Genomic DNA, 24,062 nt, shown 5'->3' with positions numbered 1-24,062 from the left:
ACCCGCGGAGCCGCCCCAACGCCTGTCCGGCGAGGACCCGGGGGTTTGGGGGCGGAGCCCCCATCAAAGGGAGGGAGCCACAAGGCTGGGCCCTCAGCCAATGGCGGCGGGCCTCAGCCATTGGCGCCCCAGTTCCAGAGGGCCTGGAGGACGGGCCCCAACGCATGGCCGCGCTCAGTCAAGCGGTACCGAACCGACGTCGGCCACCCCGCAAACCGTTCACGATGCACAACCCCCGCCTCGACGAGCTGGCGAAGCCGATCCGTGAGGACCTTCGCGGAGAGCTCCGGCAGCGCGGCCTCCAACTCGCTGAACGTATGGGGCCCGCGCAGCAACTCGCGGATGACCAGCGTCGTCCAGCGGCCGCGCAGCGCGTGGAGGGTGATCTCGACCGGGCAGGAGGCCGTGGGCGCGAGGGTCAGGGCGCGTGGATCGTCGGGCAGGCCGGGCCGGGGATGGCCGGGGCCGCAACTGACCGTTCGGTGAGCCACGTCGGCGGGTCCTAACGTCGGGGGCGTCCGTACGCGCCGAGCCTACGGCGCCGTACCGAGCCTGAGGAGAACTCGACGATGAGCAGCAAAAAGAGTGTGGCGGCCCCGCTCCCCCTGGCCCGTGAAGCGGTCGATGTGCCAGCGGTGTTCGCCGAGCGGTTCAACTCCGGGCAGCCGCACGCCGTGGCGGAGATGTACGAGGCGGGGGCCGTGTTCGTGTCGCCGGACGGCACCGTCGCCGACTCCCCCGAGAGCATCGCCCGGGCCAACGCGAGCTTCCTCGCGCTGGGTCTGCCGATCACGGTGCGGCCCCGGCAGGTGTACGCGGCGGGCGACACGGCGCTGCTCATCGTGGACTGGGTGATCGACGGTACGGCCCCGGACGGGCGCCCGACGCATATCGAGGGCACGGCGACGGATGTGGCCAGGCGGGGTACCGACGGGGTGTGGCGCTACGTGATCGACCGCCCGGCCGGCTAGGCCCCCGCCTGGGCCCCGGCCCGACGGAACGCCGTGGCCATACTCGCGGGGTCGTAGTCGTCCCGGACGCCGTCGACGATGACGACATCTCCGTCGATGTGTGCCGTCCGCAGCGGCAGCAGTTCCTGGTAGGCGGGCGAGGCGTACCAGGCGTGGACCGACTCGCGGTCGGGGAAGGCGATGATGACGACGCCGCCGTCCCAGGTGCCCTCCACCACCTCGGGGGCGCCGCCGTGGACGAGGAAGCGGCCCTGGTAGGGGTCGAGGCTGGCCTGGATGCGTTCGACGTAGGTGATCAGGTCGGCGTGGACCTCGCGGTTGAGCAGCCGGGCGACGGCATAGGCGGTCATATGGGCCTCCTCGAAAGGGAAATCGGTGGAACCGCGAGACGAAGCGGGGTAGGAAGCGCTGGGCAGAGGGAGCGCTTCCGACGTGACCAGTGTCGTCGCGTCGGGCGGAAGGCGTCGATGACGTCGTGGGTAATGGCGGAGCCGCCCACCGGGCGCTCCGCGAGATGGAGGAGCGCAATGTCGCAGGCAGGACCGGCGGAGCCACAGCCGCAGGCGGAGGGCGGGCCGTTCACCGTTCCGGTGACGGTGCGGGGCTATGAGACGGACACCCAGGGGCATCTGAACCAGGCGGTGTATCTCCAGTACGCGGAGCATGCGCGCTGGTCGCTGTTGCAGGCGGCCGGTATCGAGCAGAGCGCGCTGGTGGCTTCGGGGGTCGGCCCTGTGGTGCTGGAGCAGACGCTGCGCTACAAGCGGGAGTTGCGGGCGGGAGACGAGGTGACCGTCAGCTGCGCCTTCGAGTGGGGGGAGCGGAAGATCTTCGGGATGCGCCAGCTGATCGTCAAGGCGGACGGCGCGGTGGCCGCTGAGCTGACCGGCGTGGGCGGGATCATGGATCTGGGCGCGCGGCGGCTGGTGACCGATCCGGGCGGGGCGCTGCGCGAGCTGGCGACGGACCCGAAGATTCTGGGGCTGGAACAGCTCGAATAGCTGGAACAGCTGGAACAGCTGGGTACGGGGCGGCGCCCGCTGCCGTGGCCGCACATGCGTGTGGGCCCCGCCGATGGCGGGGCCCACAGTGCGGTGGAGGTGTCAGACGGCGGAGCCGGCCTTCCACTCCGACCAGCTCATGTTCCAGCCGTTGAGGCCGTTGTCGGGCTGGATCGTCTTGTCGGGCGAGCCCTTGACCTCGACGACGTCACCGATCAGCGAGTTGTTGTAGAACCAGGAACCGTCGGTGTCGGGGTTGTTGGCCCCCCGGGAGTCCTTCAGGCCGACGCAGCCGTGGCTGGTGTTGCCGGAGCCGAAAGGTGCGCCCCAGTAGTTGCCGTGGATGAAGGTGCCCGAGGTGGACAGCCGCATGGCGTGCGGGACGTCGGGGATGTCGTAGCCCTCGGCGCCCTTGCGGCCGAACCCGACGGTGTTCCCGTCCATCCGGGTCTCCTTGTGCTTCTCGGAGATCACCATCTTGCCGTTGTACGTCGGGTTCTTGGCGCTGCCCGCGGAGATCGGGATGGTCTTGATGACCTTGCCGTCGCGCTCGACCTTCATCTTGTACGACTTGACGTCGACCGTGCTGATCTGCTTGCGGCCGACGTTGAAGGTGACCGTCTTGTCCTGGACGCCGACGTTGCCGTTGCCCGCCTTCACCCCGTCGAGCTTGAGGTCGAGGGTGATCTTGGAGTTGGGCTTCCAGTACTCCTCGGGGCGGAAGTCGAGCCGGTCGTTGCCGAACCAGTGGCCGACGACCTCCTGGCCGCTGGTCGAGCTGACCTTGATCGCGGACTGGACGGCCTTCTTGTTCTGGATCTGCTTGTCGAAGGTGATGGAGACCGGCATACCGACGCCGACCTTGGCACCGTCCTCACCGGCGTAGGTGCCGATGAAGCTGTGCTCAGGGGCGACGGTGGTGAAGGTGCGGTTCTCCACGGCCTTGCGGCCGTCGCTGTCCTTGGCCGTCGCGCTGATCTCGTACTTGGTGGCGCGTTCGAGCTGCTGCTTGGGCTTCCAGGACTTGCCGCCGGAGGAGAGGGTGCCCTCCACGGTGGCGCCGCTCTGCACCGCCTTCAGGGTCACCTCGGTGAGCTTCCCGCCCTTGACGGAGACGTTGGCGCCGTTGTTGATGCTGGCGTTGTCCGCGCCGTCCTTGGCCGCGATCTTTATTCGGGCGGCCGAGCTGTCCTTGCCGGCGGCTATGTCGTTCTTCGCGGCGGACTTCTCCTTGTCGCCGCTGTCGTCACCACCGCTGCAGGCGCTCAGCGTGAGCACCCCACCGAGCAGCGCGGCCGTGACCGCGAGACCCTTGCGGTGCTTCCCCACCGTCATCACTGGCTTCTCCATCTGCCTTCGGAACCCCATGTCTCCCCGGTAAAAGCTGCGTAGCCCCCACAGCGCCCGAAATCGGACATGTGCGCTTCAGCTCCATGCACAAGAACGCATCGGGGACTATGACCGGTTCCACTTTCGGTAAAACTGTGGTCTAGGACACCTATCCGCCTGGTTTGTAACCTCTCCTGGTTCCCAGGAAAAGCGGAAGCATGCCTTCCCCCTCGCCTCCACCACTCAGTAACATCGGCCCGCGTACGGTCAGTTCGCTACTGATCCCCCGAGCCGCACGTCGTACCCACGCACCCAGGAGGGCGTTTCGTGTCCGAGGCCGGACCCTCGAAGCTGTCAGTCCACCGCCGTCCTCTGGCCACCGCAGCGGCAGCCGGCGGCGTCCTGTGCGCTCTCTGGTTCGTGCCCACGGCCAACGCTACCCCCGAAAAAGCTGACCATCCCACCCATCACAGCAACACTGTGACGCGGTTGGAACATGACCGGGGTGCCGACGCCGAGTAAGCGCCGTTCTGTCACCACATGACGACCCCGCGTCAGCAATCCCAGGTCACGCCTAGGCCAACGGCCCCGTCACCGCTTCCGCAGCGGACACCAGCGCGCCGGACCGTACGAAGGTCTCGGTAGCCGCCAGATCCGGCGCCAGGTAGCGGTCCCCGCCCGGGCCCTCGGCACCTGCCTCCCGCAGCGCGGCGACCACGGCCCCCGCGGCGGGCCCCGGCGCCGGCCCGGCCGTGGCGGAGCGCAGCTCCACAGCGCGGGTGGCCGCGTACACCTCCACGGCGATCACCCGCGCCAGCCCGTCCACCGCCGTACGCAGCTTCCGCGCCGCCGACCAGCCCATGGAGACGTGGTCCTCCTGCATGGCGGAGGACGGGATGGAGTCGACGGAGGCCGGGACGGCGAGCCGCTTCAACTCGCTGACCAGCGCCGCCTGCGTGTACTGGGCGATCATGAGCCCGGAGTCGACCCCGGCGTCGTGGGCGAGGAAGGGCGGCAGGCCGTGCGAGCGGTTCTTGTCCAGCAGCCGGTCGGTACGGCGCTCGGCGATGGAGGCCAGATCGGCTGCGGCGACGGCCAGGAAGTCCAGGACGTAGGCGACCGGAGCGCCGTGGAAGTTCCCGTTGGACTCGACCCGTCCGTCGGGCAGCACGACGGGGTTGTCCACGGCCGAGGCCAGCTCCCGCTCGGCGACCGTACGGGCGTGCGCCAGCGTGTCACGGCCCGCGCCGGCGACCTGGGGCGCGCACCGCACCGAATAGGCGTCCTGCACCCGGGGCGCGTCGTCCTGGTGGTGCCCGGTCAGACCCGAACCTGCCAGCACCTTGAGCATGTTGGCGGCGCTGGCGGCCTGCCCGGGGTGCGGCCGGATGGCGTGCAGCTCGGGAGCGAGCACCCGGTCGGTGCCCAGCAGGGCCTCCAGCGACAGCGCGGCGGCGATGTCGGCCGAGGTGAACAGGCGCGCGAGATCGGCGCAGGCCATCAGCAGCATGCCGAGCATTCCGTCGGTGCCGTTGAGGAGGGCCAGGCCCTCCTTCTCGCGCAGCTCGACGGGGGTGATGCCGTGCTCGGCCAGGAGTTCGGCGGCCGGCCGCAGCGCGCCGTCGGGCCCCTCGGCCTCGCCCTCGCCCATCAGTGCGAGGGCACAGTGCGAGAGGGGGGCGAGGTCTCCGGAGCAGCCCAGGGAGCCGTACTCGTGCACCACGGGGGTGATGCCCGCGTTCAGCAGGTCGGCCATGGACTGGGCGACCTCGGGGCGGACTCCGGTGCGGCCGGAGGCGAGCGTCTTCAGCCGCAGGAACATCAGCGCGCGCACCACCTCGCGCTCCACCCGGGGCCCCATCCCGGCGGCGTGCGAGCGGACGATGTTGCGCTGGAGCTGGGCCCGCAGCTCCGGGCCGATGTGGCGGACGGCGAGGGCGCCGAAGCCGGTGGAGACGCCGTAGACGGGGTCGGGCTTGGCGGCGAGGTCGTCGATGAAGCGGCGCGCGGTGCGCAGCGCGTCCAGAGCCTCTCGGTGCAGCTCGACGCGGGCACCGTCCCGGGCGACGGCGATGACCTCCTCAGGGCTGGTGCCCGAGCTTCCGACCACCACAGTGTGCATATTCATATTCACGAACCCTAATGAGTGAATTGCCATCTGTCACGAGTGTGCAGGCGGCCGAGGTGCGCACACCCGTATCGCCCCACGTCATACGGGATGTATGCTCTCATGTATGAGCTCACGTATGCGGACGACGGTCAGCCTGCCGGCGGACCTCGTCGCCCACGCCCGCGCCGCCTCCGGCGGCAACCTGTCGGCCTACATCGAGCACGCGCTCAGAACGCAGCAACTGCGCGACGCAGCGACCGCGGTGCAAGCCTGGCGCGGGGAGCGGGGCGCTGCAGACGCCGAGGAGTTCGCCGACGTCTTCGGTGAGGACGTCGCGTGACGCCTCTCGCTCGCGGCCAGGTCTGGCGGGTCCAGCTCGCCACGAAGAGCCGGGTCGTAGTCATCGTCGAGTCGGACGCCGCCCTGGACGCCCTGCCCGGCACCGCCGTGTGCATGCTGATCGACGAGACGCAGGGCGCCCCGGACACCGTCGTCACCATCCCGCTGACGCACCCGGTGCGCGGTGCCGCCGTCGCCGTCGACCTCACCGCCCTCAGCGACAAGCGCCTGACCGCCGGTGAGTTCCTCGGCACCGTCGATGCGGAGGCGATGGAAAGGATCTCCGCCTCGCTCCGCGTCACCCTCGACCTCAGCTGAAGGCTCATCTTCCCGGGCCGCGGCGGAAGCGGCGGCGGTCCGGGGAGGGCGGGAACGGTTCGGCGGCGGCGGCAAGCCGCACCGTGGGGTCCTCGGGACCGCCCTCCCGGCCCGCCACCACGGGCTTTTCGGAGCGCAGCGCCTTGGCGCGGTACTGGGCCGCGTCCGCCAGCCGGAAGATCCGGTGCGCCGAGCGCACTTCGCCGACCGGGTCCCCGGTGGAGGCGACCCCGCAGGCCACACCCTCGCCCAGCTCCAGCTCGGCCGCGCCCCGGCACAGCTCGTCTGCGGCGCGTACCACCTCGTCGGCCGTGGGCCCGACGGCCAGCAGACAGAACTCGTCGCCCCCCAGCCGCCCGGCCAGCGCTCCGGGCAGGGTCGCCGCGCCCGCCGACAGGACAGCGGCGAACCTCTCCAGCAGCCGGTCGCCCGCCTCGTGCCCCTGCGCGTCGTTGACGCCCTTGAGCCCGTTGATGTCGCAGACGACGAGGCTGACGACGGTGCCCAGGTCGCGGTGCAGCTCGACGGCCTCGTCCAGCCGGGTCTCGACGGCGCGGCGGTTGGCGAGCCCGGTCAGCGGGTCGGTGTAGGCGAGGCGGCGTACCTCCTCAAGACGCTCGTTCTGCGCTATGCCGGAGGCTATGAGCGCGGCGAGCACCGCGGCGAAGTCGGCGTCGTCCCGGGTGAAGGGCGGCGCGGTGGCGGCGCGTGCCACATACAGCTCGCCCCAGGCCCGGCCGTGCAGCACGATCGGAGCGATCACACAGGAGCCGCGGTCCCTGCGGCGCAGCGCCGCCACCCGCCGATAGCTGTGCGCGGCCTCGCCCTCGGCCCCGGCGCTCTCCTCCGGACCGTCGCCCTCCACCCACGCCTGGGGCCGGCCGCCGCCCGCCCACCGCTCGTGCAGCAACGCCGCGACCTGCGGGAAATCATGCACGGGGTACGACTCGTCGGAGGGGAACTCGGCCTCCTCAGCGGCCCGTTCCCCCACGTTGACCAGCACCCGCAGCCGGCCGCGCGCACGCTCCCAGACGGATATCGACGCGAACGCGCCGCCCATCGCCTCGCAGGCACCCCGTGCGGCCGCCCGGGCTATGTCCCGGTGGGAGAGCGCGGCGGTCGCCTCCGGCTCGTCCTCGTCGTACGGGTGCGGGCGGGCGGTCGCGGGCGCGGCTGTCTGTGCCGCCGCCATCGCCTGGGACAGCCCTACGACAGCGCTGAGGCGCGCGTCGGCGTCCTCGCCGCCCTCTCCCGTTCCGCCCATACCGCCAAGATTAGGAGGCTTCGCCCCGTTCTGCCGTGCGACCCCTTGCGGAGAGCTTCACTCTACGAAGAAAGCTGTCGCCCCGCCGGGGAATCGCGACTTCCCCGGAGTCGAAGACCGCACTCCACTGCCGGTCCGGCTGCACTCCCCCGGCCGGTCCGGCTTCCCCCTCACTCCCCCGGCCAGTCCGGCTTCCGCTTCTCGTTGAACGCTGCCACTCCCTCGGCGCGGTCACCCGAGAAGGCGACGGTGCGCCAGGCCGCCTCCTCCACCTCCAGCCCCGCCCGCAGGTCCATGCCCCATCCGGTGCGCAGCGCCCGCTTGGCGGCGCGCAGCCCGACCGGCGAGTTGGCGGCGATGCGCTGGGCCAGCGCCAGCGCCTCCGTACGGTCCTCGCCCTGCTCGGTGAGCAGGTCGACCATGCCCAGCGCGTGCGCCTCGGCTGCGCCCACCCGGCGCGCCGAGAAGATCAGCTCGGCGGCACGGGCGGCACCAACCCGGCGCGGCAGCAGCTGGGTGCCGCCTCCGCCGGGCACCACTCCGACCGACACCTCGGGCAGCCCCACCACGGCGCTCGCGTCGGCGACGACCACATCGCAGGAGAGCGCCAGTTCGTACCCGCCGCCCAGTGCGTAGCCGTGCACGGCGGCGATGGTGGGCATCGGCAGCTCCAGCACCCCGGTGTAGGCCGCACGGGCACGCGGACGCTGCGCCGCCAGCTCGGCGTCGCTGAAGGAGTTGCGCTCCTTGAGGTCGGCGCCGACGCAGAACGCGCGCTCGTGCGTGGAGGTCAGCACCGTCGCGCGCACCTCGCCGTCCCGCGCGAGCGCGGCGCACGCGTCCGCGAGCGCCCCGGCGAACGCCGTCGAGACGGCGTTCATCGCGCCGTGCCGGTCCATCACCAGCTCCGCGACGTGCCCGTCCTTGCGGACCCGCACCCACTCTCCGAACGTCTGCTCGCTCTGTGCACTGTGATCCATGGGGAGCACGATAACGATGGTTAACTCTCTTGGGTACGGCGCCGCAGCAGCCACGGCTCCACTACGCCCAGGCCGCGTACCGGACGCTGGTAGAGCGGCTGGAGCGCGAACCGGTAGCCGGACAGGTCCTCGCTCTCCTTCTCCGACTCCGGAGCGGCGCCCGAGGCGGTCAGCTCGGCACGGAAGGCACCGTCCACCAGCACGGTGTCCTTGGGCGCTATCGAGGTCAGCCGGCTGGCGAGGTTGACCGTGTTGCCGAACACGTCACCCATCCGGGTCGTCATCGTGCCGAACGCGATGCCGACCCGCAGCTCCGGCATCGTCTCGTCGTTCGCCATCGTCTCGATCAGCCGCAGCCCGATCTCCGCCGCCGTGCTCGCGTCCTCGGCGACGTAGAGGATCTCGTCCCCCAGCGCCTTGATCAGCCGCCCGCCGTGCGCGGCCACCAGGTCGGCGGAGGTCGTCTCGAACGCCTCCACCAGCTCACCGAGCTCCTCGTCCTCCAGCCGCCGCGTCAGCCGGGTGAAGCCCACCAGATCGGCGAAGCCGATGGCCTGCCGCCGATTGACCATCTCGTCGTCGTCCTGCGCCTGGACCACCCGCCCCGTGGCGGCGGCGAGCTGGCGGCGCCACACATAGACGAGGAACTCCTCCAGCTCGGGCAGGAGCAACTGCACCAGCGGAAAGGTGACCTCGTTACGCGTCATTCCCGGCTCGGGCGGCTCCGTCAGCCCCATCAGGAACGAGTCGATCTGCCAGTCCGCCAGCCGCGCCGTCGTCTGCCCGGTCGAGCGCGCCACCTGCACGGCCATCGACTCGCTCAGCAGCCCCGCCTCCACCAGGCCCGACAGCCGCCGCAGCGCCAGTACGTCAGCCTCGGTCAGCGCGCGGGCCTGCCCCACGTCGGCGAAGCCCATCGCCCGCCAGAACCGGGAAGCCAGCTCCATCGAGACACCAGCCGCGCGGGCCGCCTGGAACGGCGTGTACTGCCGTGGCGACCCCAGGATCAGCTCCTCGATCCGCAGCGCGCTGGGGTCGGGCTCGTCGTCCTCCGGATCATCCCCGCCGGGGCCCTCCGGGGGCGGGTCGTCGGGCCCTTCACCACCGGGACCGCCTGGGGCGCCCACGCCTGGGGCGCCGATGCCTGGTGCGGCGGCGCCTGGTGCGGCGGCGCCCGCTGCCGGGGTCGAGACGTCGGCGCTGGGCGGGGCCGTCGGCGGGGTGCCAGGTGAGGCCCCCGGTTGCGAGCCCTCGGCCGGTGAGAGGTCCACTCCGGGGGGCGGGTCCGTGGCCGGTCCTGGACCCGGACCCGGGGCCGACTCCCCGGCCTGGGCCGGTTCGGGGGGCTCCTGGGTGCCGGGGTCGGGCGCTTGGGCGCGGCCGCCTCCGTCATCGGAATCCGAGGCCGCTCTGCGTTCGGGCATGCCCGGTTCGTCCACGGTCACCGCGGGCTCCCCGCACCCTCCGCGGCGTGGTGTCGCGGCCTCGCGTCGTCCCTGCGCACAGCCCTTCCGTTCCTCTTGCCCTACCTGCTCACGGCCGGAACACCGATGCCGGGTGGCACCCGATGTCACCGCCGCTTGCCCACCATACGGCAGTTGTGCGCTACCTCACTCTTCCGTTGCGGGGCGCAGATGGACGATGTCACCGGCAGCGACCGGACGCTGTACGCCCTGTTCCGTGGCGATGACGAGTCGGCCGTCGCCGTCCACCGCGACGGCCTCCCCGACGAGGGCTTCGCCGTTGCTCTTTGCGGCTTCGCCGCTGCTGGTGCCGCCGCTGCTGTCGCCGCCACTGCCGGTGCCGCCGCCCGGCAGGGTTGCCCGTACGGCTCTGCCGAGCGTTACGCAGCCCGCGGCGTAGGCATCGAGGAGAGCGGTGCCGGTCGCCTGGCCGGTGGCTGCTGGGCTGGTGGCTGTGGCCGTCGGGTCGCCGTTCACCGCCGTCCACCGGCCGTACCAGTCCGCCACGGCACGCAGCACCGCACGCAGCAGCGGATCGCGGTCGGTGCCCCTGGCACCCGCGAGAGCCAGGGAACCGGCAGTGGGCACAGGCAGCTCGTCCTCGCGGAGCGTCACGTTCAGGCCGATGCCGAGGACGACGGACTCCGCGTCGACGCGTTCCGCCAGAATGCCGCCGATCTTGCGCTCGCCGCCCTTTCCTGTGGTCAGCACGTCGTTCGGCCACTTCAGCCCGGTGTCGACGCCCGCCGTTCGGGCGACGGCATTCGCCGTGGCCACCCCGGCCAGCAGCGGAATCCACCCCCAGCGCTCCGGCGGGGGCTCCGGACGGAACAGCACCGAGAAGAACAGTCCTGAGCGGGGCGGGGCCGTCCAGGCGCGGTCGAGGCGGCCCTTGCCCGCCGTCTGCTCCTCCGCGATGAGGACACTGCCCGGTGCGGCTGTGCCTTTTCTGGCGCGGTCGGCGAGTTCCGCGTTGGTCGAGCCGATCGACTCGACGACCTCCAGGGCGGTCCAGAGGGAGTCCTCGCCGAGGAGGGCTTTGCGGAGGGCCGTCTGGTTGAGCGGGGGGCGGTCCAGTTCGGACCAACGCTTGGACGTCATACCGCCAGGCTATTGGCACCCCTCCCCTTCGGGGTGCCCCCGCTTGTGGACGCACGCCCCGTGTGTGTTTCGGCTGCCGCCGACAGGTCGTGTCGGGAGGCGGAGCCGCCCCAACGCCCGTCCGGCGAGGACCCGGGGGTATGGGGGCGGGAGCCCCCATGAACGGAAGAGGTTCAGAGGGCCGGGCCCTCAGCCAATGGAGGCGGCGCCCAGCCGGGCCAGGCCCTCCTCCCGATGGTGGGGCGGCGCAACCGCCGGAGGCTTCAGTGTGGTCAACGACGCACTCCGTAAGCGGCAGGTCGCAGATAGCCTACGGGTCGGTAGCCAACCCGCGACGGTAAGGAGCCCTCCGAGATGTCCTCGCCCAGCGAGACGCCCAGTCCCGACATCGACGACCTCGACATCCACACCACCGCGGGCAAGCTCGCGGATTTCGAACGCCGCACCCAGGAAGCCGTCCACGCGGGCTCCGAACGAGCAGTGGAGAAGCAGCACGCGAAGGGCAAGCTGACCGCGCGCGAGCGCATCGAGCTGCTCCTCGACGAGGGCTCGTTCACGGAGCTGGACGAGTTCGCGCGGCACCGGTCGACCAATTTCGGGCTGGAGCAGAACCGTCCGTACGGGGATGGCGTGGTCACCGGCTACGGCACCGTCGACGGCCGTCCCGTCTGCGTCTTCTCGCAGGACTTCACCATCTTCGGCGGCGCGCTGGGCGAGGTCTACGGCGAGAAGATCGTGAAGGTCATGGACTTCGCGCTGAAGACGGGCTGTCCCGTCGTCGGTATCAACGACGGCGGCGGCGCCCGCATCCAGGAGGGCGTGGCGGCGCTCGGCCTGTTCGCGGAGATCTTCCGCCGTAATACGCACGCCTCCGGCGTGATCCCGCAGATCTCGCTGATCCTGGGGCCGTGCGCGGGTGGTGCGGTCTACTCCCCGGCCATCACGGACTTCACGGTGATGGTGGACCAGACCTCGCACATGTTCATCACGGGGCCCGATGTGATCAAGACGGTCACCGGTGAGGATGTGGGGTTCGAGGAGTTGGGCGGGGCCCGGACCCACAACGCCACCTCAGGCGTGGCGCACCACATGGCGGGGGACGAGAAGGACGCGATCGAGTATGTGAAGGCGCTGCTGTCGTATCTGCCGTCCAACAACCTCTCCGAGCCGCCGGGCTACCCGGAGGACGCGGATCTGGAGACCTCGGAGGAGGACCGGGAGCTCGACGCGCTGATCCCGGACTCGGCGAACCAGCCGTACGACATGCACACGGCGATCGAGCACGTGCTGGACGACGGTGAGTTCCTGGAGACGCAGGCGCTGTTCGCGCCGAACATCGTCACCGGGTTCGGCCGTGTCGAGGGCCAGTCGGTGGGCGTGGTGGCCAATCAGCCGCTGCAGTTCGCGGGCTGTCTCAACATCGACGCGTCCGAGAAGGCGGCGCGGTTCGTGCGTACCTGCGACGCGTTCAACATTCCGGTGCTGACGTTCGTGGACGTGCCCGGCTTCCTGCCCGGTACGGACCAGGAGTACGACGGGATCATCCGGCGCGGCGCCAAGCTGATCTACGCGTACGCGGAGGCGACGGTGCCGCTGATCACCGTGATCACGCGGAAGGCGTTCGGCGGCGCGTACGACGTGATGGGGTCCAAGCATCTGGGCGCCGATCTCAACTTCGCCTGGCCGACGGCGCAGATCGCGGTGATGGGGGCGCAGGGCGCGGTCAACATCCTGCACCGCAAGAAGCTGGCCGCTGCCGGTACGCCTCAGGAGACGGAGGAGCTGCGTGCCCGGCTCACCCAGGAGTACGAGGACGCGCTGCTCAACCCGTATGTGGCGGCCGAGCGCGGCTATGTGGACGCGGTGATCCGTCCGGCGGAGACCCGTCGGCACATCACCCGCGGACTGCGCACGCTGCGTACCAAGCGGGAACAGCTCCCGCCGAAGAAGCACGGCAACATCCCGCTGTGAGGAGGCCGCGATGACGACGGAGTCCATCGGGACCGGGCCCGCGGACGCCGCGGGCGCGGCCGCGCCCGGCGAGCAGCCGATCCGGGTCGTACGGGGCAATCCGACGCCCGAGGAGCTGGCCGCCGCGCTGGCGGTGGTACGGGTGCGCGCTTCGGCCGCTTCGGCCGGTGAGCCGCCGCGTGAGACGCCGAGCGCCTGGTCCGATCCGGCGCGCACCGTGCCGGGGCCGCTGCCGGCGCCCGGTCCCGGCGCCTGGCGCCGAACGTTCTGGCCGGGCTGACACTTCGGAGCGCCCCGGCGCGGCCACCATGGGCGCATGCTGTGGTCCGATCCCCGAGATGAGCCGTCGCCGGAACTGAGCAGGACCCAGGAGAAGGTCAACCGCCTCGGCTGGGTGTTATTGGTGGTCACCGGAGTGGTGATGCTGCTGCTCTTGTCGGTGGCGTACTCGTAGTCGTAGTCGGTCGCGTAGGCGTGAGCGGGGTGCGCGGGGCGTGCGCCGACTCCCTACGATGGCCCGCATGAGTGCTCCGCGTCTTGTACTGGCTTCCGCTTCCCCTGCCCGTCTCGCGCTGCTGCGGCAGGCGGGGATGGCTCCGGAGGTGGTGGTCAGCGGTGTGGACGAGGAGGCGCTGAGCGCCCCGACCCCCGCGCAGTTGGCCCTGGTGCTGGCCGAGGCGAAGGCCGCCGCGGTCGCCGCGCGTGCTGAGGCCGCGGGGGCGCTGGTCGTCGGCTGCGACTCGGTCCTGGAGCTGGACGGGCGGCCGCTGGGCAAGCCGGCGGACGCGGAGGAGGCGACGGCGCGCTGGAAGGACATGCGGGGCCGCTCCGGCGTGCTGCACACCGGGCACTGTGTCGTGGACACGCGCGCCTCGGGCGAGGAGGGGCGCCGCTCGGTGACGGCGTCCACGACCGTGCACTTCGGGGAGCCGAGCGACGAGGAGATCGCCGCCTATGTGGCCAGCGGTGAACCGCTGCACGTGGCGGGCGCGTTCACGCTGGACGGCCGCTCGGGGCCGTTCGTCGACGGCATCGAGGGCGACCACGGCAATGTGCTGGGTCTGTCGCTGCCCACGCTGCGCGGGCTGCTGCGCGACTTGGGCGTGGAGATCACGGACCTGTGGGCTCCGCGCTGACCCCGGAGCCGTCGGCCGGCGGGCCGGCGGCGGGCTGCCCGGCGGGCTCGCCGTACCAGGTCAACGACCAGACGATCAGTCCGAGGACGGTCATCATCACCACGAAGGCGAGCCAGCCGACGAGGCCGACGGAGAAGGCGCCGAGCACCCCGTGCACCACCGCGCAGCTGATCAGCGTGATGCGCCAGAAGCCGCGTGGCGGCACGTCACGGACCGCTGTACGGACGAGGATCAGCGCACAGCCGAGGACGTAGCCGCCGACGAGTACGGCGCCGATCACCGCGGATATCGTCATGGCGCGCGGCTCGATGCCCGCCAGGGACATCTGCTGCGCGTCGGCGACCTTGCCGAGGAAGAGATTGAGGCCCACGAGCACGGCTGCCTCAACCGTGAGGACCAACGCGGTCACCGCGGCCACCGCCCGTCTGCGCCCTGCCACTTGGCCACCTCTTCCGTCGCGTTCCGCCGCGTTCCGTCGTTTTCCGCCGGGTGTTGCGTGCTGGTGCCTGTCGTGCTGTCGGTTCGGTCGTTACTCCAGGTACGTGCTCTTGGCAGGGCGAACGCTACTCACGGGTACAAGCCGGGGCAAGGGAAACGACGCAAAGCAAAATTTCTCCCTTCCAGTCGTAGGGACTCCACAAAGACGAGGCGTTGAGACATACGACTCCGACAGAGAGCTAGCCCACATGCCTGAGGCGGGCGATCCGAGCCCGAATGCGGCGTACCGTGGGACGACGAGGGGAGATCCGGTTCTGCGCGACCCACGGGTGACACTCCGTGTGGGCAAGCTCACGCCCCTTGGCGGGTCGGCGTCAGGTGTCGCCTGTACCTAAACTCAGCTTGTTTCAAGGAGGGAGCCATCGTGCGCAAGGTGCTCATCGCCAACCGCGGCGAAATCGCCGTCCGCGTCGCCCGCGCGTGCCGGGATGCGGGAATCGCGAGCGTCGCCGTCTACGCCGAGCCGGACCGGGACGCGCTGCACGTCCGCGTGGCCGACGAGGCATTCGCCCTGGGCGGTGACACCCCGGCGGCGAGTTATCTGGACTTCGACAAGGTGCTCAAGGCCGCCGCCGACTCGGGCGCCGACGCCGTCCACCCCGGCTACGGATTCCTTTCCGAGAACGCCGACTTCGCGCAGGCCGTCATCGACGCGGGCCTCAACTGGATCGGCCCGCCCCCGCAGGCCATCCGCGACCTGGGGGACAAGGTCGCGGCGCGGCACATCGCGCAGCGCGCCGGCGCGCCACTGGTCGCGGGCACCAAGGACCCGGTCTCGGGCGCCGAGGAAGTCGTCGCGTTCGCCGAGGAGCACGGCCTGCCCATCGCCATCAAGGCCGCCTTCGGCGGCGGCGGGCGCGGCCTGAAGGTCGCCCGCTCCCTGGAGGAGGTCCCCGAGCTGTACGACTCGGCGGTGCGCGAGGCCGTGGCCGCCTTCGGCCGGGGCGAGTGCTTCGTCGAGCGCTACCTGGACCGTCCCCGGCACGTGGAGACCCAGTGCCTGGCCGACAAGCACGGCAACGTGGTCGTCGTCTCCACCCGTGACTGCTCCCTCCAGCGCCGCCACCAGAAGCTGGTCGAGGAGGCCCCGGCGCCGTATCTGACGGACGAGCAGAACGCCGAGCTCTACCGCGCCTCCAAGGCCATCCTGCGCGAGGCCGGCTACGAGGGCGCCGGCACCTGCGAGTTCCTCGTCGGCCAGGACGGCACCATCTCCTTCCTGGAGGTCAACACCCGCCTCCAGGTCGAGCACCCGGTCACCGAGGAGGTCACCGGGATCGACCTGGTCCGCGAGATGTTCCGGATCGCCGACGGCGAGGAGCTCGGCTACGACGATCCCCCGCTGCGCGGTCACTCCTTCGAGTTCCGAATCAACGGCGAGGACCCGGGCCGCAACTTCCTGCCGGCGCCCGGCACCGTCACCACGTTCGCGCCGCCGTCCGGGCCCGGCGTCCGGCTCGACGCCGGTGTGGAGTCCGGCTCGGTGATCGGCCCGGCGTGGGACTCGCTGCTGGCCAAGCTCATCGTCTCCGGCTCCACCCGGCAGCAGGCCCTGCAGCGGGCCGCACGGGCGCTGGACGAGTTCGAGGTGACCGGTATGGCCACCGCGATCCCCTTCCACCGCACGGTGGTTCGGGACGCCGCCTTCGCGCCGGAGGTCAACGGCCGCGAGGGCGAGCCCTTCGACGTCCACACGCGGTGGATCGAGACGGAGTTCGTCAACGACATCAAGCCGTTCGCGGCTCCCACCGCTGGAGAGACCGACGAGGAGGAGAGCGCCGGTCGCGAGACCGTCGTCGTCGAGGTCGGCGGCAAGCGCCTGGAGGTCTCCCTCCCGTCCTCGCTGGGCATGCCGCTGGCGCGGGCCGCCGTCGAGGGTGGGGCGCGCAAGCCGCGGCGGAAGGCCGCCAAGAAGTCCGGCTCCGCCGCTTCGGGCGACTCGCTCGCCTCTCCCATGCAGGGCACCATCGTCAAGGTCGCCGTCGAGGAGGGCCAGCGCGTCGAGGAGGGTGAACTCATCATCGTCCTGGAGGCGATGAAGATGGAGCAGCCGCTGAACGCGCACCGCTCCGGCACGGTGAAGGACCTCCGCGCCGAGATCGGTGCCTCGGTCACCTCGGGCGCCGTCATCTGCGAGATCAAGGACTGACGCCTCGGCTTCTGGCGCGGCGGTGCCGAACCGGCCCCGGCCGGTGAGTCCGGCACCGCCGGTCACGCGGATCGTGGCTGATCACCGCCGCGGCGGGAAGAAGTGCGGGGTCGCACAACGAGGGTGCCGGTGGGGTCCGTCTCGACCCGGGCTCCGAAGGGGGTGCTGATCCGGTCCAGGGTGACCCGCAGCCACTCGGTGTCCGCGGGCGAGGCCCGCACCAGTCGCATCCGGCGGGCCTGGAAGGGGATCAGCCGTACGTCGGACGCCGATCCGGTCTCCGTGTCGAGCGTGACGGTGTGGAGCAGGCGCAGATCGTCGCGGTAGGCGGCGTGGCCGCTGATGCCCTCGTAGTCGTCGATGAAGTCCCCGCAGCCGTAGAGGACGGGCCTGCCCCGGTAGAGCTCGACGGGGCGCGGGTGGTGCGAGGAGTGGCCATGGACCAGGTCCACGCCGCCGTCGATCAGCGCGTGCGCGAACCGCACCTGCTCGGGCGGCACCTCGTAGCCCCAGTTCGAACCCCAGTGGACCGAGGCGACGGCGAGGTCGCCGGCGCCTTTCGACCCGGCCAACTGGCCGCAGACGTCCGCCGCGTCCGCCGGTGACGCCTCCAGTACGAGACGCAGCCCGGGCCGCTGGTCCGTCGCGGCCCAGTGCCCGGGGATGCCGCTGGACGGCGACCCCACCGAGCCGACGAGCACCCGGCCGCCGCCCGCGCCGACCGGCGCTGTCGCCGGGGTCCGGGCCTCGGCCGCGTTCCGGCCCGCGCCCGCTGTCCGCAGCCCGGCCTCGGAGAGGGTGTCGAGGGTTTCCAGCAGACCGGCGACGCCGAAGTCGAGCACGTGGTTGTTGGCCAGTACGGTCACCTCGGGCCGGGCGACGGCGAGCGCCGCCACATTGGCGGGGCTCATCCGGTAGTGCACGTCCTTGCACGGGGCGAAGTCGCCGCTGCGCGTGACGCTGGTCTCCAGGTTGCAGATCCGTACGTCGGGAGCCAGCTCGTCGAGCGTGCGCAGGGCCTCGCCCCAGGGCCAGGCGAAGTCGGCCGGGCGCGGCACCGGGCCGTTCTCCGCCTCGGCGAGTTCCAGATAGACCCCGGCGTCCCGCACGCAGGGTTCTCGCAGTGCGGGGTCACCGGGGTACGGCAGGATCTGGTCGACGCCACGCCCCAGCATGACGTCGCCGGTCAGAGCGAGTGTCACCGCGTTCCCGGACACGTTTCCCACGGTAATGGACCCGCCCCGTCAGGGGCGCGGGGAACTGCGCGACCAGCCACAACGCGCCCGCAGCCCGCAGACAACAGACAGGGGCACCGCCTCACCGGCGTAAGGGCCTACCGCCGTCTGGGCGCCAGGTCAGCCACGCGGGGTGGGCCCGCGGCGGCCGAGCGCAGATGGGTGGGGGTGCCCTGGTTCGGGCTGCCTCCCTGGGCAGCGGCCCGGCGCGGGGTGGGCATGGGGACTTCGGAGCGCCCCCTCTCGGGCGCGGCGGGCGAGGTCCCGGCCACGGCGACCTGCACGCCGTGGTCGGCCAGCGCCTGCAGCTCGGTCTCGGCACGTTCGTCGTGCGGCGGCGGCTCGTCCGTCACCAGTCGGGTGATCACATCCGTTGGCACCGTCTGGAACATGGTGTCGGTCCCCAGCTTGGTGTGGTCGGCGAGGACCACCACCTCGCCGGCCGCCTGCACCAGTGCCCGGTCCACGCTCGCGGAGAGCATGTTGGAGGTGGACAGGCCGCGTTCGGCCGTCAGCCCACTGCCGGACAGGAACGCGCGGGAGACCCGCAGCCCCTGCAGCGACTGCTCGGCGCCGCTGCCGACCAGCGCGTAGTTGGAGCCGCGCAGGGTGCCGCCGGTCATCACCACCTCGACCCGGTTGGCGTGCGCCAGGGCCTGCGCCACCAGCAGCGAGTTGGTGACGACGGTCAGTCCTGGCACTCTTGCGAGCCGTCGTGCGAGTTCCTGGGTCGTCGTACCGGCTCCGACGACGACGGCCTCGCCCTCCTGTACGAGGCCCGCGGCGAGGTCGGCGATGGCCGTCTTCTCCGCGGTGGCCAGGTGCGATTTCTGGGGGAAGCCGGATTCCCGGGTGAAGCCTCCCGGCAGCACGGCTCCGCCGTGACGGCGGTCGAGGAGTCCTTCGGCCTCCAGCGCCCGTACGTCACGGCGCACGGTCACCTCGGAGGTCTGGACGACGCGGGCGAGCTCGCGGAGCGAGACCGCTCCGTTGGCGCGCACCATTTCAAGGATCAATTGACGACGTTCCGCAGCGAACACGGGACTGACAGTAACGCGGACGACCGTCTGCTTTCAGCGCTATGCGCCGATTAACAGAAGTTGTTCGTACGGCGACGCTCAACGTGGTATAGGGGATCGTTCCGGACAGAGCCTTTTCGTTCGGCTCCGGGCGCCCGACGTCAGTGCAGCTCGGCCATCTTGCGAGTGTGCAGTTGGCGGGCCACCTCGGCGATGGAGCCGGTGAGCGAGGGATAGACCGTGAACGTGTTCGCGATCTGCTCGACGGTCAGATTGTTGTCAACCGCGATCGAGATCGGATGGATCAGCTCACTGGCCCGCGGTGCGACGACCACACCGCCGACGATGATCCCGGTGCCCGGCCGGCAGAACAGCTTCACGAAGCCGTCCCTGATGCCCTGCATCTTCGCGCGCGGGTTGCGCAGCAGCGGGAGCTTGACGACCCGCGCCTCGATCGCGCCCTTGTCGACGTCCGCCTGGGAGTAGCCGACGGTCGCGATCTCGGGGTCGGTGAACACGTTCGCCGAGACCGTCCTGAGGTCGAGCGGGTTCACCGTATCGCCGAGGAAGTGGTACATCGCGATCCTGCCCTGCATGGCCGCGACAGAGGCCAGCGCGAGGACACCGGTGCAGTCGCCCGCCGCGTAGACGCCGGGGGCCGAGGTGCGGGAGACCTTGTCGGTCCAGATGTGGCCCGACTCCTTGAGCCGGACCCCGGCCTCCTCCAGGCCCATGTCCGTGGTGTTCGGAATGGCGCCGACCGCCACCAGGCAGTGGGTACCGGTGATCGTCCGGCCGTCCTGGAGCGTGACCTCCACCCGGTCGTCCTCGGTCCGTCCCTCCTTGCCCGCCTTCGGCGAGGAGGGTCCCTGATTGGAGGCGGGCACCCGTTTCGCGGAGGCCGCACGGGAGCGGCTCATCACGTTCATCCCGCGCCGCCGGAAGACGTCCTCCAGCACCGCTGCCGCGTCCGGGTCCTCGCCGGGCAGCACCCTCTCACGCGAGGAGACCAGGGTGACCTGGGAGCCGAGGGCCTGGTAGGCGCCGGCGAACTCGGCTCCGGTGACGCCGGAACCGATGACGATGAGCTCCTCGGGCTGCTCGGTGAGGTCGTAGAGCTGCGTCCAGTTCAGAATGCGCTCGCCGTCCGGGCGGGCGTCCGGGATCTCGCGCGGGTGGCCCCCGGTGGCGATCAGCACGGCGTCAGCGGTGAGCTGCTCCTGGCTGCCGTCGGCCGCCGTGACGGTGACGACGCGGGAGCCGTCGGCCGCCTGGCCGGGCTCCAGCCTGCCGCGGCCGCGCACGACGCGGCCCCCCGCGCGGGTGACCGAGGCGGTGATGTCGTGCGACTGGGCGAGGGCGAGGCGTTTGACCCGGCGGTTGACCTTGCGGATGTCGACGCCGACGACGCGGGCCGGGTCGTCGGGGTCGTGGGTGTTGTCCTCGACCCGGATGCCGAGCTCCTCGTACGAGGAGTCGAAGTTGGTCATCACCTCGGCGGTGGCGATCAGCGTCTTGGACGGTACGCAGTCGGTGAGCACCGAGGCGCCGCCGAGGCCGTCGCAGTCGACGACGGAGACCTCCGCGCCGAGCTGCGCAGCCACCAGGGCCGCTTCGTATCCGCCAGGGCCGCCGCCGATGATCACGATCCGAGTCACATGCTCCATTGTCCCGCACCCGTCATGACTCCCGCGCGGTGGGGGCTCCCTCCCCCGCGGGACGGAGCGTGCGCGGTTCCCGTGGAGCTCCCGGGAGAGCTCCCCGTGAGGGGGAACCTTCTGGAAGGAAGGGCGCCGCTACTCTCGAAGGATGTCGCTCTACGCCGCGTACGCCGGCAATCTCGACGCCCGTCTGATGGCTCGCCGTGCTCCGCACTCTCCGCTGCGGGGTACCGGCTGGCTCACGGACTGGCGGCTCACCTTCGGGGGCGAGCACATGGGGTGGGACGGGGCGCTGGCCACGATCGTGGAGGCGCCGCGCTGCCAGACCTTTGTGGCGCTGTACGACATCGCGCCGATGGACGAGGACTCCGTGGACCGGTGGGAGGGCGTCGGGCTGGACATATACCGGCGGATGCGGGTGCGGGTGCACACCATGGAGGGCGAGGAGCCCGCGTGGTGTTTCGTCCTCAACGGTTACGAGGGCGGTCTGCCCTCGGCCCGCTACCTGGGGGACATCGCGGACGCCGCGGAGTCGGCGGGGGCGCCGCACGACTATGTGATGGAGATCCGTAAGCGACCCTGCTGAGGCGCTGCGCCGGCCGGGGCCGATGGGCTGGTGAGGGGGTGCCCCTTGCTGACCGTTGCAGGCTGCGGGTGCGTTGTGGTGGCGCGCGCAGTTCCCCGCGCCCCTGAATGGCTGCCCCGCGAAGCTTGGGCAAGGGTGGAGCCTGGCAGATGGCACCGTCGCTGGAGCCTTGGGGCCGTGTGTTCGTCCGGACTTGCGTCCCACGTCTACGCGCGTAGGCGATAACGGGCTACCCTCGTCGCGTGAACGCTTCTGCCACGACGCACAACGCCGACGACCCTTACCGCTCCGCCGAGGAGGCCGCGGCCAAGCTGCGGGCCCTGACCGGCGAGGACAGTCACGATGTGGCCCTCGTCATGGGCTCGGGCTGGGTGCCCGCCGCCGACACGCTCGGAGTGGCCGACCACGAACTCGCGGTCACCGAGCTGCCGGGGTTCCCGCCCCCGACCGCGGCCGGACATGCCGGCAAGATCCGCTCGCACCGGGTGGGCGACAAGCGCGCGCTCGTCTTCCTCGGCCGTACGCACGCGTACGAGGGCCGCGGTGTCGCGGCTGTCGCGCACGGGGTGCGCACAGCCGTGGCGGCGGGCTGCAAGACGATCGTCCTGACCAACGGCTGCGGCGGGCTGCGCCCTGGCATGCGGCCGGGTCAGCCGGTACTGATCAGCGACCACATCAATCTGACCGCTACCTCCCCCATCGTCGGCGCCAACTTCGTCGACCTGACCGACCTGTACTCGCCCCGGCTGCGGGCGCTGTGCAAGGAGATCGACCCGACGCTCGAAGAGGGCGTCTACGTCCAGTTCCCCGGGCCGCACTACGAGACGCCGGCCGAGATCGGTTTCGTCCGGGCGATCGGCGGAGACCTGGTGGGCATGTCCACCGTCCTGGAGGCCATCGCCGCACGTGAGGCCGGGGCCGAGGTGCTGGGGGTGTCCCTGGTGACCAACCTCGCCGCCGGGATGACGGGTGAGCCCCTCAACCACGAAGAGGTCCTCCAGGCCGGCCGGGACTCGGCGGTGCGGATGGGGACGCTGCTCGGCGAGGTGCTGAAGCGGCTCTAGCCCTCCCGTTCGGTTCCCCCTGCGCGACTCCCACCGCGCGGCTCCCACCGTGCCCCCACCGTGAAAGGCAGGATCAAGAAGATGAGCGACGGCCTGCGGGACGACGAAGCGCTGCTCGCCCGGGCCCGTGACTGGCTGGCCGAGGACCCGGACCCGGAGACCCGTGAGGAGCTCGCCAAGCTGGTCGAGGCCCGGGAGCCGGCCGAGTTGCGGGACCGGTTCTCCGGCACCCTCCAGTTCGGCACGGCGGGCCTGCGTGGCGAGCTGGGTGCGGGTCCGATGCGGATGAACCGCGCTGTCGTCATCCGCGCGGCCGCCGGAATCACCGCGTATCTGCGGGGCCGCGCGACCGGGGGCGAGGCGCCGCTCGTGGTGATCGGGTACGACGCGCGGCACAAGAGCGCCGACTTCGCGCGGGACACCGCTGCCGTGGTGGTCGGCGCCGGGCTGCGTGCGGCGATGCTGCCCGAGCCGCTGCCCACGCCGGTGCTGGCGTTCGCCGTACGGCACCTGGGTGCCGCCGCCGGGATCATGGTCACCGCCAGCCACAACCCGCCGCGCGACAACGGCTACAAGGTCTATCTGGACGACGGGCTGCAGATCGTGCCGCCCGCGGACGCGGAGATCGCCGACGAGATCGCGTCCGTCGGTCCGCTGGACGGCGTACCGCGTCCCGATTCGGGCTGGCAGGTGCTCGGCGACGACGTACTGAACGCCTACCTCGCGCGGACCGGCGTCGTGCTCACCGAGGGTTCGCCGCGCGAGGTGCGGGTCGTGCACACCGCCATGCACGGGGTCGGACACCGTACGGCACAGCTCGCCTTCGAGCGTGCGGGCTTCCCCGCGATCGTCCCGGTGCCCGAGCAGGCCGAGCCGGACCCGGACTTCTCCACCGTCGCCTTCCCCAATCCGGAAGAGCCAGGCGCGATGGACCGCGCGTACGCCACCGCGCGCGTCTGGGAGGCCGAGCACGGCGAGCGCCCTGACGTGATCATCGCCAACGACCCGGACGCGGACCGCTGCGCCGTCGCCGTGCCGGACGCCGCGGCCGGGAGCGGGTGGCGGATGCTGCGCGGCGACCAGGTGGGCGCCCTGCTGGCCACCCACCTGATCCACAAGCACGCCGAGGGCACGTTCGCGACGACCATCGTCTCCTCCTCGCTGCTCTCCCGGATCGCCGAGGCAGCGAAGCTGCCGTACACCGAGACACTGACCGGCTTCAAGTGGCTGGCCCGGGTCGAGGGGCTGCGGTACGGCTACGAGGAGGCGCTGGGCTACTGCGTTGACCCCGAGGGGGTCCGCGACAAGGACGGCATCACGGCGGCGCTGCTCGTCGCCGAGCTGGCGGCCGGGCTGAAGCAGACCGGGCGCACGCTGTCCGGGCTGCTGGACGACCTGGACGTCGAGTACGGCGTCCACGCGACCGACCAGCTCTCGGTGCGGGTCGCCGACCTGTCGCTGATCGCCTCGGGGATGCGGCGGCTGCGCGCCGAACCGCCCACAGCGCTGGGCGGGCTGGCCGTGGCACAGGCCGAGGACCTGACCGACGGCAGCGCGTCGCTGCCGCCCACGGACGGGCTGCGCTACCGCCTCGCGGGAGCTGAGGGGGTCGAGGGCGGCCGCGTCGTCGTACGGCCCAGCGGCACGGAGCCCAAGCTCAAGTGCTATCTGGAGGTCGTCGTCCCGGTCGGTGGAAAGGCGGAGCTGGCCGACGCGCGGAAACGGGCGGCCGAGGTGCTGGACCGGTTCAAGGCGGACCTGAAGCGGGCCACGGGCCTCTGAGCGGGAGCCCCGGAGGCCCGGAGCACCGGGGGCCTGGAGGCCCGAAGTGCCGACGCCCCGGCGCAGACTCGGCGAAGGCTCGAGG

General features: G+C 71.4%; 24 protein-coding genes. 12 read left to right on the top strand and 12 right to left on the bottom strand.

Features of this window, described 5'->3' with window-relative positions:
• Positions 1-113: 113 nt before the first annotated feature.
• Positions 114-491, bottom strand: coding sequence for a winged helix-turn-helix transcriptional regulator (locus JW592_RS31670; protein WP_209268731.1), 378 nt, complete (start codon positions 489-491; stop codon positions 114-116).
• Positions 492-569: 78 nt separating this feature from the next.
• Between JW592_RS31670 and JW592_RS31665 the strand changes: the two genes are divergently transcribed.
• Positions 570-971, top strand: coding sequence for a YybH family protein (locus JW592_RS31665; RefSeq protein ID WP_209268730.1), 402 nt, complete (start codon positions 570-572; stop codon positions 969-971).
• Here the strand turns inward: JW592_RS31665 and JW592_RS31660 are convergent.
• Positions 968-1,321 (bottom strand): DUF1330 domain-containing protein, encoded by a 354-nt coding sequence (locus JW592_RS31660; RefSeq protein WP_209268729.1) that lies wholly within the window; start codon positions 1,319-1,321, stop codon positions 968-970. The genes JW592_RS31665 and JW592_RS31660 overlap by 4 nt on opposite strands.
• 177 nt (positions 1,322-1,498) lie before the next feature.
• Here JW592_RS31660 and JW592_RS31655 point away from each other — a divergent pair, with 177 nt between their 5' ends.
• Positions 1,499-1,972, top strand: coding sequence for an acyl-CoA thioesterase (locus JW592_RS31655; RefSeq protein WP_209268728.1), 474 nt, complete (start codon positions 1,499-1,501; stop codon positions 1,970-1,972).
• Between the two features lie 102 nt (positions 1,973-2,074).
• Here JW592_RS31655 and JW592_RS31650 read toward each other — a convergent pair whose 3' ends face one another.
• Entirely contained in the window at positions 2,075-3,307 is a 1,233-nt protein-coding gene (locus JW592_RS31650) for a L,D-transpeptidase (RefSeq protein WP_209268727.1), read from the bottom strand.
• 568 nt (positions 3,308-3,875) lie between these two features.
• The gene (hutH, locus tag JW592_RS31645) at positions 3,876-5,423 is read right to left on the bottom strand and encodes a histidine ammonia-lyase (protein WP_209268733.1); all 1,548 of its coding nucleotides are present in this window, start codon (positions 5,421-5,423) and stop codon (positions 3,876-3,878) included.
• Positions 5,424-5,535: 112 nt separating this feature from the next.
• Between hutH and JW592_RS31640 the strand changes: the two genes are divergently transcribed.
• Both JW592_RS31640 and JW592_RS31635 read left to right on the top strand, forming a co-directional pair.
• On the top strand, positions 5,536-5,751 hold the full coding sequence (locus tag JW592_RS31640; protein ID WP_209268726.1) for a type II toxin-antitoxin system CcdA family antitoxin: 216 nt from the start codon (positions 5,536-5,538) through the stop codon (positions 5,749-5,751).
• Complete coding sequence (locus JW592_RS31635) at positions 5,748-6,068, top strand: type II toxin-antitoxin system PemK/MazF family toxin (RefSeq protein ID WP_209268725.1); 321 nt, start codon at positions 5,748-5,750, stop codon at positions 6,066-6,068. The genes JW592_RS31640 and JW592_RS31635 overlap by 4 nt, the downstream gene beginning before the upstream one ends.
• Before the next feature lie 4 nt (positions 6,069-6,072).
• On the opposite strand, the gene JW592_RS31630 is transcribed toward JW592_RS31635, so the two are convergent.
• From JW592_RS31630 to JW592_RS31615, 4 genes are all read right to left on the bottom strand, one after another.
• Positions 6,073-7,332 carry a GGDEF domain-containing protein gene (locus JW592_RS31630; RefSeq protein WP_209268724.1) on the bottom strand — a complete coding sequence of 420 codons (1,260 nt, stop codon included), beginning with the start codon at positions 7,330-7,332 and terminating at the stop codon, positions 6,073-6,075.
• A gap of 170 nt (positions 7,333-7,502) precedes the next feature.
• Complete coding sequence (locus JW592_RS31625) at positions 7,503-8,312, bottom strand: enoyl-CoA hydratase/isomerase family protein (protein WP_209268723.1); 810 nt, start codon at positions 8,310-8,312, stop codon at positions 7,503-7,505.
• A gap of 20 nt (positions 8,313-8,332) precedes the next feature.
• Positions 8,333-9,757, bottom strand: a complete 1,425-nt coding sequence (locus tag JW592_RS31620) for an adenylate/guanylate cyclase domain-containing protein (RefSeq protein ID WP_209268722.1) — start codon at positions 9,755-9,757, stop codon at positions 8,333-8,335.
• A 165-nt stretch (positions 9,758-9,922) separates the two neighbouring features.
• The gene (locus JW592_RS31615) at positions 9,923-10,876 is read right to left on the bottom strand and encodes a biotin--[acetyl-CoA-carboxylase] ligase (protein ID WP_209268721.1); all 954 of its coding nucleotides are present in this window, start codon (positions 10,874-10,876) and stop codon (positions 9,923-9,925) included.
• Between the two features lie 354 nt (positions 10,877-11,230).
• Here JW592_RS31615 and JW592_RS31610 point away from each other — a divergent pair, with 354 nt between their 5' ends.
• The 4 genes from JW592_RS31610 (at position 11,231) to JW592_RS31595 (ending at position 13,983) form a co-directional block, all read left to right on the top strand.
• On the top strand, positions 11,231-12,847 hold the full coding sequence (locus JW592_RS31610) for an acyl-CoA carboxylase subunit beta (protein ID WP_209268720.1): 1,617 nt from the start codon (positions 11,231-11,233) through the stop codon (positions 12,845-12,847).
• 79 nt (positions 12,848-12,926) lie between these two features.
• On the top strand, positions 12,927-13,127 hold the full coding sequence (locus JW592_RS33095; RefSeq protein ID WP_307805613.1) for an acyl-CoA carboxylase subunit epsilon: 201 nt from the start codon (positions 12,927-12,929) through the stop codon (positions 13,125-13,127).
• Positions 13,128-13,163: 36 nt separating this feature from the next.
• Entirely contained in the window at positions 13,164-13,301 is a 138-nt protein-coding gene (mmpB, locus tag JW592_RS31600; protein ID WP_209268718.1) for a morphogenic membrane protein MmpB, read from the top strand.
• A 58-nt stretch (positions 13,302-13,359) separates the two neighbouring features.
• Complete coding sequence (locus JW592_RS31595) at positions 13,360-13,983, top strand: Maf family protein (RefSeq protein ID WP_209268717.1); 624 nt, start codon at positions 13,360-13,362, stop codon at positions 13,981-13,983.
• On the opposite strand, the gene JW592_RS31590 is transcribed toward JW592_RS31595, so the two are convergent.
• Positions 13,958-14,422, bottom strand: a complete 465-nt coding sequence (locus JW592_RS31590) for a hypothetical protein (protein WP_307805612.1) — start codon at positions 14,420-14,422, stop codon at positions 13,958-13,960. The genes JW592_RS31595 and JW592_RS31590 overlap by 26 nt on opposite strands.
• A gap of 423 nt (positions 14,423-14,845) precedes the next feature.
• Between JW592_RS31590 and JW592_RS31585 the strand changes: the two genes are divergently transcribed.
• Positions 14,846-16,630 (top strand): acetyl/propionyl/methylcrotonyl-CoA carboxylase subunit alpha, encoded by a 1,785-nt coding sequence (locus tag JW592_RS31585; RefSeq protein WP_209268716.1) that lies wholly within the window; start codon positions 14,846-14,848, stop codon positions 16,628-16,630.
• Between the two features lie 62 nt (positions 16,631-16,692).
• Here the strand turns inward: JW592_RS31585 and JW592_RS31580 are convergent, their stop codons facing one another.
• The 3 genes from JW592_RS31580 to JW592_RS31570 all read right to left on the bottom strand — a co-directional run bounded on the left by JW592_RS31580 (position 16,693) and on the right by JW592_RS31570 (position 20,551).
• Positions 16,693-17,847, bottom strand: a complete 1,155-nt coding sequence (locus JW592_RS31580; RefSeq protein WP_209268715.1) for a CapA family protein — start codon at positions 17,845-17,847, stop codon at positions 16,693-16,695.
• A 116-nt stretch (positions 17,848-17,963) separates the two neighbouring features.
• Positions 17,964-18,905, bottom strand: coding sequence for a DeoR/GlpR family DNA-binding transcription regulator (locus JW592_RS31575; RefSeq protein ID WP_209268714.1), 942 nt, complete (start codon positions 18,903-18,905; stop codon positions 17,964-17,966).
• 140 nt (positions 18,906-19,045) lie between these two features.
• Entirely contained in the window at positions 19,046-20,551 is a 1,506-nt protein-coding gene (locus tag JW592_RS31570; protein ID WP_209268713.1) for an NAD(P)H-quinone dehydrogenase, read from the bottom strand.
• Between the two features lie 142 nt (positions 20,552-20,693).
• On the opposite strand from JW592_RS31570, the gene JW592_RS31565 reads away from it, so the two are divergent.
• From JW592_RS31565 to JW592_RS31555, 3 genes are all read left to right on the top strand, one after another.
• Complete coding sequence (locus JW592_RS31565; RefSeq protein WP_209268712.1) at positions 20,694-21,131, top strand: gamma-glutamylcyclotransferase family protein; 438 nt, start codon at positions 20,694-20,696, stop codon at positions 21,129-21,131.
• Between the two features lie 242 nt (positions 21,132-21,373).
• Positions 21,374-22,195: a purine-nucleoside phosphorylase gene (locus JW592_RS31560; protein ID WP_209268711.1), complete on the top strand. Its 822-nt coding sequence runs from the start codon at positions 21,374-21,376 to the stop codon at positions 22,193-22,195.
• Between the two features lie 81 nt (positions 22,196-22,276).
• Complete coding sequence (locus JW592_RS31555) at positions 22,277-23,977, top strand: phospho-sugar mutase (protein ID WP_209268710.1); 1,701 nt, start codon at positions 22,277-22,279, stop codon at positions 23,975-23,977.
• Positions 23,978-24,062: the final 85 nt, after the last annotated feature.

The organism is Streptomyces spirodelae, assembly GCF_017676385.1.
In the GTDB taxonomy this organism is placed as follows: domain Bacteria; phylum Actinomycetota; class Actinomycetes; order Streptomycetales; family Streptomycetaceae; genus Streptomyces; species Streptomyces spirodelae.
This window is presented reverse-complemented; position numbering and strand designations above follow the sequence as displayed.

Bases quoted from the DNA above. Each gene is read 5' to 3' on its own strand.
- JW592_RS31665 (WP_209268730.1), top strand. From the start codon at position 570: ATGAGCAGCAAAAAGAGTGTGGCGGCCCCGCTCCCCCTGGCCCGTGAA.
- JW592_RS31660 (WP_209268729.1), bottom strand. From the start codon at position 1,321: ATGACCGCCTATGCCGTCGCCCGGCTGCTCAACCGCGAGGTCCACGCC.
- JW592_RS31655 (WP_209268728.1), top strand. From the start codon at position 1,499: ATGTCGCAGGCAGGACCGGCGGAGCCACAGCCGCAGGCGGAGGGCGGG.
- JW592_RS31650 (WP_209268727.1), bottom strand. From the start codon at position 3,307: ATGACGGTGGGGAAGCACCGCAAGGGTCTCGCGGTCACGGCCGCGCTG.
- hutH (WP_209268733.1), bottom strand. From the start codon at position 5,423: ATGCACACTGTGGTGGTCGGAAGCTCGGGCACCAGCCCTGAGGAGGTC.
- JW592_RS31640 (WP_209268726.1), top strand. From the start codon at position 5,536: ATGAGCTCACGTATGCGGACGACGGTCAGCCTGCCGGCGGACCTCGTC.
- JW592_RS31630 (WP_209268724.1), bottom strand. From the start codon at position 7,332: ATGGGCGGAACGGGAGAGGGCGGCGAGGACGCCGACGCGCGCCTCAGC.
- JW592_RS31625 (WP_209268723.1), bottom strand. From the start codon at position 8,312: ATGGATCACAGTGCACAGAGCGAGCAGACGTTCGGAGAGTGGGTGCGG.
- JW592_RS31615 (WP_209268721.1), bottom strand. From the start codon at position 10,876: ATGACGTCCAAGCGTTGGTCCGAACTGGACCGCCCCCCGCTCAACCAG.
- JW592_RS31610 (WP_209268720.1), top strand. From the start codon at position 11,231: ATGTCCTCGCCCAGCGAGACGCCCAGTCCCGACATCGACGACCTCGAC.
- mmpB (WP_209268718.1), top strand. From the start codon at position 13,164: ATGCTGTGGTCCGATCCCCGAGATGAGCCGTCGCCGGAACTGAGCAGG.
- JW592_RS31595 (WP_209268717.1), top strand. From the start codon at position 13,360: ATGGCCCGCATGAGTGCTCCGCGTCTTGTACTGGCTTCCGCTTCCCCT.
- JW592_RS31570 (WP_209268713.1), bottom strand. From the start codon at position 20,551: ATGGAGCATGTGACTCGGATCGTGATCATCGGCGGCGGCCCTGGCGGA.
- JW592_RS31565 (WP_209268712.1), top strand. From the start codon at position 20,694: ATGTCGCTCTACGCCGCGTACGCCGGCAATCTCGACGCCCGTCTGATG.
- JW592_RS31555 (WP_209268710.1), top strand. From the start codon at position 22,277: ATGAGCGACGGCCTGCGGGACGACGAAGCGCTGCTCGCCCGGGCCCGT.